The sequence below is a fragment of the Proteus sp. TSJ240517 genome (genome assembly GCF_047921575.1).
Lineage (GTDB): Bacteria > Pseudomonadota > Gammaproteobacteria > Enterobacterales > Enterobacteriaceae > Proteus.
Genome location: NZ_JBLRMH010000018.1, coordinates 1 through 4,164 on the forward strand (window position 1 = coordinate 1; position 4,164 = coordinate 4,164).

Consider the following 4,164-nt stretch of genomic DNA (forward strand, 5'->3'; position numbering starts at 1 on the left):
ATTCTAAGACATCTGAAATGCAGATGTAATATCTCCAAACTAATCACCTATCACTTTGCTATCCTCGACGATGCTTGGCTGTTAAACTAAGCCATCAGCTAAATGAGGTAGACTTTCATGAAAGAATCGGTTTCATTGCAAGCATTTAATACATTTGGTTTGAGAGCAAAAGCTCACCAAATAAAAACTGCAAATAATAAAGATGAGCTTTGTACATATTGGCAAAATGCCCATGAGCAGAAATTGCCAACTCTTATTCTAGGTGGCGGTAGCAACGTATTATTTACAGAAGATTTTAATGGTATTGTTATTCGCAACTGTATTGCTGGTATTGGAATTACTGAGGATGAACAATATTGGTCTGTCCATGTTGGTGCCGGCGAAAACTGGCATGCACTTATTGAATATCTGTTAGAAAAAAATATCTATGGACTGGAAAATTTAGCGCTGATCCCAGGAAATGTGGGCTCAGCACCAATACAAAATATCGGCGCTTATGGCAAAGAATTAAAAGATATTTGTGCTTATGTGGATATTATTGAATTAAGTACTGGGCATGTTAGTCGATTGACAAATGAAGCGTGCCAATTTGGTTATCGTGATAGTATTTTTAAACATCATTACCAGCAAGGCTTTGCGATTATTGCTGTTGGCTTACAGCTTAGTAAAAAATGGGAGCCTATCCTTACCTATGGTGATCTATCAAAATTATCATTAGAAACGGTAACGCCAAAAGATGTGTTTGGATCTGTGTGTGCTATGAGAACGAGTAAACTACCCGATCCTACCATAACAGGCAATGCAGGCAGCTTTTTCAAGAATCCAATTGTTGATATTCGTATTGCACAACATTTAAAAGCAGAATATCCCTTCTGTCCTCAATATGTTCAACAAGATGGTGTAAAACTTGCTGCGGGTTGGCTAATTGATCAATGTGGCCTTAAAGGCCATCAGATTGGTGGTGCGGCTGTTCATATGAAGCAAGCACTTGTTCTCATCAACAAAGACGGTTTAGCTACAGGCAAAGACATTGTTAATTTAGCGGCATATATACGCCAAAAAGTCTTCGAGCGCTTCGGCGTACAATTAGAGCCAGAAGTTCGCTTTATTGGTCAACATGGCGAAATCAATGCAGTGGATGCTATTTCATGAAAGAAACACCTACTCCTTTATTATTAATTGAGCTCCTTGCTGACGGAAATATCCATTCAGGGGAGCAACTAGGCGAAAGCTTAGGAATGACACGCGCAGGCATTAATAAACATATTCAGACATTACGCAGTTGGGGTATTGATGTTCAAACTGTCGCAGGAAAAGGTTATCAACTAGATGCCCCTATGAATTTGTTAAATGTGAATAGTGTAAACAAGAACATCAAAGGTGAACCTGCAAGCGTTATTCCTGTTATAGATTCTACAAACCAATACTTAATCCAACGTATTAGCGAATTAAAATCGGGTGATGTCTGTATTGCTGAATATCAGTCTGCTGGACGAGGTAGAAGAGGGCGTCAATGGATCTCGCCTTTTGGTCGAAATTTATACTTGAGTATGTATTGGAAACTCGATCAAGGACCTGCTGCTGCAATAGGATTGAGTTTAGTTGTCGGTGTTATTATGGCTGAAGTTTTGCAAAAACTTGGCGCAGATGGCGTTAAAGTTAAATGGCCTAACGATCTCTATTTAAATGATAAAAAGCTTTCAGGCATTCTTGTTGAGCTAACAGGAAAAACAGGTGATGTTGCTCATATTGTCACAGGTATTGGTATCAATATCGCGATGAGTAAAAATCAAAATGAAGCCATTAACCAACAATGGATTAATTTAGAGCAAGTTGGTATTAAAATTGACAGAAATGAACTTGCTTGTGAAATTACAAATGCATTAAGAGATGCATTTGTTCAATTTGAAAAACAAGGGTTATCTGTGTTTATCGAGCGTTGGAAATGTTTAGATAATTTTATGGATCGCCGAGTGAAGCTTATTATTGGTGAAAAAGAGATCTTTGGTATTGCCAAAGGTATCAATGATCAAGGTGCTCTACTTTTAGAACAAGATGGGAAAATCATACCTTATATAGGTGGTGAGATTTCACTGAGAAGTGCGTCGTAATACCTTAAATTGCATCGAACATCTAAAAATAAAAAGCTTTCCTAAACTGGAAAGCTTTTTATTTCTCAATACTATTTTTTAATAACTAAAACATAATAATACGTAGATAAAACACTGATAATTGTTTAGATTTATTTACGTAATCTAACATTGGTGATCGTATGATTTTGGCCTTTGGTTAGAATAAGACTCGCTCTTTCTTTCGTAGGCAGAATGTTTTGTTTCAAATTCAAACCATTAATTTCTTGCCAAATTGAAGACGCTATTTCAATAGACTCTTCTCTGCTTAATTTAGAGTAATTATTAAAATACGATTCAGGATCAGTAAACGCACCTTCTCTAAATTTTAAAAAGCGACTGATATACCAGTGTTTTAGTAATTCTTCTTCAGCATCAACATAAATGGAGAAATCTACATAATCTGATACGAAAACATTATGTGGGTCATGAGGATAATCCTGATTGCTCTGTAATACATTCAATCCTTCAAGGATCAAAATATCAGGTTGTTCAATAACCTGTTTTTTATCTGGAATGATGTCATACACTAAATGAGAATAGACAGGGGCTGTTACTTGTTTCTTGCCTGATTTTATATCAGAAACGAAGGAGACAAGACTATGCATATCATAGGATTCAGGAAATCCTTTTTTTTTCATTATTCCGCGTTTCTTTAACTCTGCATTAGGTAAAAGAAAGCCGTCAGTAGTAATTAAATCAACTTTACGATGTTCTGGCCAACGGGTTAAAAGTGCTTGTAGCAAACGAGCTGTGGTACTTTTGCCAACAGCAACGCTACCCGCTATACCAATAATGTAGGGGATTTTGGCGCTTCTTGTTCCAAGAAACTGCTCTAAGACGGCTTGACGACGTAAGTTAGAACTTATGTAAAAATTGAGCAATCTTGAAAGAGGAAGATAAATCTCAATTACATCATCAATAGAAATTTCTTCGTTAATCCCTTTTAAATCAGCAATCTCTTTTTCGGTTAACGTTAAAGGAACGGAATCTCTTAACGTTGCCCAGTGCTTTCTGTCAAATTCTAAATAAGGGGTTATAAAGCGTTCTTTGTTATTCATAAGCCAACATCTGCCTAGTATTCGCAGGTTGGACAGGCTGTTTAAAACACCCGTATCCGATAAAAAATAAACAGCATCATAACGAGTGATGACTCTTAGGCGTAGATATTTTTTAAATTTTTTCTACTTTTTTTGACACGAACTGAATAAATCTGTAAAAAAAGTATAAAAAATAGTCATGAAAATAATTTTTTAGCGTAGACTAACAAGGGCGCAATCAATCTTTTTTCTAAAAATTTATTGATGGTTAATAAATTTGGGGCTGGATAGATAAATTAGCTTGCTAATCTATTATGAATTTTTGTTGGCATTTTGGTCGTTTTTTTCCTAAAAAATCAACAATCCAATCAAAAATGAACAAAATCTAAGCAAAAGAACAAATATCGCAATTTTTTTGTTGCATCATGATGAAAGTCCTCCTAGAATGCGCACCACTTAGCCGGCATAGCTCAGTTGGTAGAGCAACTGACTTGTAATCAGTAGGTCCCGAGTTCGACTCTTGGTGCCGGCACCATTAAAAATTAGGTTTGGTGGGATACCCAAGCGGCCAAAGGGAGCAGACTGTAAATCTGCCGTCACAGACTTCGAAGGTTCGAATCCTTCTCCCACCACCATTAATTCCTAACTTAAGTGTTTTCAATTAGTAAACACTTAAGTAGAATACAAAGCTGATTTTAAGTCAGGTAGCCGAGTTCTGCGGGCATCGTATAATGGCTATTACCTCAGCCTTCCAAGCTGATGATGCGGGTTCGATTCCCGCTGCCCGCTCCAGATGTGCTGATATAGCTCAGTTGGTAGAGCGCACCCTTGGTAAGGGTGAGGTCGGCAGTTCGAATCTGCCTATCAGCACCACTCCTTCATGTTCTTGCCTCCCTGATTAAAATCTTAACAAGCACTAGCAAATCGCTAATTTACTTACTGCTTGGTTGATGTGGTGTAACCACCGATTCCGTGTCTTAGAGGGACAATTTAAA

Annotated in this window: 3 protein-coding genes and 4 tRNA genes; 6 read left to right on the top strand and 1 reads right to left on the bottom strand. The window is 37.2% G+C overall.

Annotation, left to right across the window (positions count from 1 at the left end; translation table 11 throughout):
* Nucleotides 1-117: 117 nt before the first annotated feature.
* Entirely contained in the window at nucleotides 118-1,152 is a 1,035-nt protein-coding gene (murB, locus tag ACNARN_RS18445; RefSeq protein ID WP_198626674.1) for a UDP-N-acetylmuramate dehydrogenase, read from the top strand.
* Complete coding sequence (birA, locus tag ACNARN_RS18450) at nucleotides 1,149-2,111, top strand: bifunctional biotin--[acetyl-CoA-carboxylase] ligase/biotin operon repressor BirA (protein ID WP_416304807.1); 963 nt, start codon at nucleotides 1,149-1,151, stop codon at nucleotides 2,109-2,111. The genes murB and birA overlap by 4 nt, the downstream gene beginning before the upstream one ends.
* Nucleotides 2,112-2,242: 131 nt before the next feature.
* Here birA and coaA read toward each other — a convergent pair whose 3' ends face one another.
* Nucleotides 2,243-3,190, bottom strand: a complete 948-nt coding sequence (gene coaA, locus ACNARN_RS18455; protein WP_088494065.1) for a type I pantothenate kinase — start codon at nucleotides 3,188-3,190, stop codon at nucleotides 2,243-2,245.
* Between the two features lie 438 nt (nucleotides 3,191-3,628).
* Here coaA and ACNARN_RS18460 point away from each other — a divergent pair.
* The 4 genes from ACNARN_RS18460 to ACNARN_RS18475 all read left to right on the top strand — a co-directional run bounded on the left by ACNARN_RS18460 (nucleotide 3,629) and on the right by ACNARN_RS18475 (nucleotide 4,042).
* Nucleotides 3,629-3,704: transfer RNA gene (locus tag ACNARN_RS18460), tRNA-Thr, on the top strand.
* A gap of 15 nt (nucleotides 3,705-3,719) precedes the next feature.
* Nucleotides 3,720-3,804, top strand: a tRNA-Tyr gene (locus ACNARN_RS18465).
* 82 nt (nucleotides 3,805-3,886) lie between these two features.
* A tRNA-Gly gene (locus ACNARN_RS18470) sits at nucleotides 3,887-3,961 on the top strand.
* Between the two features lie 5 nt (nucleotides 3,962-3,966).
* Nucleotides 3,967-4,042, top strand: a tRNA-Thr gene (locus ACNARN_RS18475).
* Nucleotides 4,043-4,164: the final 122 nt, after the last annotated feature.